The 660-nt window shown below is 61.5% G+C and carries 2 protein-coding genes; one reads left to right on the forward strand and one right to left on the reverse strand.

The window, feature by feature from the left end; all coding sequences use genetic code 11:
* Positions 1-92: 92 nt before the first annotated feature.
* Entirely contained in the window at positions 93-302 is a 210-nt protein-coding gene (locus EN906_RS36270; RefSeq protein ID WP_127266903.1) for a DUF680 domain-containing protein, read from the reverse strand.
* Positions 303-415: 113 nt separating this feature from the next.
* On the opposite strand from EN906_RS36270, the gene EN906_RS36275 reads away from it, so the two are divergent.
* Positions 416-660 (forward strand): LysR family transcriptional regulator (locus EN906_RS36275; RefSeq protein WP_164777716.1); only part of this gene is annotated, 245 nt, incomplete at its 3' end.

Below are 660 nucleotides of genomic sequence, written 5' to 3' on the forward strand. Positions count from 1 at the left end.
TTGCGATACTGGTCATTGGAAGCACTCCGGGGTTGGGATTTGCGTGGTCGGTCGCAAGGCGCGATCGGGATCAGCGACAAGCGCGATCGAGATCAGCGGCTGCCGAAGAGGTCGCGGTTGCTGCCTTGCGTGACCGGCTGCCGGACGGCCGCATCCGGGTTGTGGATCGAAGCGGTGGTCGTGTTGTCGGTGCTGGTGACAGCCGGCCGGCTGGCGTCGTTCGACCCAAACTTGTCGCTGCCGGCAAAGGCGGCGCTGACGGAAATGAGGATGGCGGCGGTGGTGAGAGCGATCTTGTTCATCTGAGTTCTCCTGGTGGTGTTTGCAGTCCGTGTTGGTGTCTGCAGCCGGAATATGGTCGCTCTGAACGCGAATGGAAATTGACTACAGATGGCGTTCTGATATTCATAAATGAATGGCTGAAATCGACTGGAACCTGATCAAGAGCTTTGTCGCCGTGGCGGAATCCGGCAGCCTGTCGGCCGCCGCGCGAAAGCTTTCGGCCAGCCAGCCGACGCTTGGCCGTCACATCGGCGAGTTGGAACGGGCACTCGGCGTCACACTGTTCCGTCGAGGACGGCACGGCTACGAACTGACGGAGGCCGGCAGCACGCTGTTCGAACGCGGCAAGGCGGTCAGTGAGCAGGCAAGCGCCTTCTC

It is taken from the genome of Mesorhizobium sp. M7A.F.Ca.CA.004.06.1.1 (assembly GCF_003999135.1).
Lineage (GTDB): Bacteria > Pseudomonadota > Alphaproteobacteria > Rhizobiales > Rhizobiaceae > Mesorhizobium.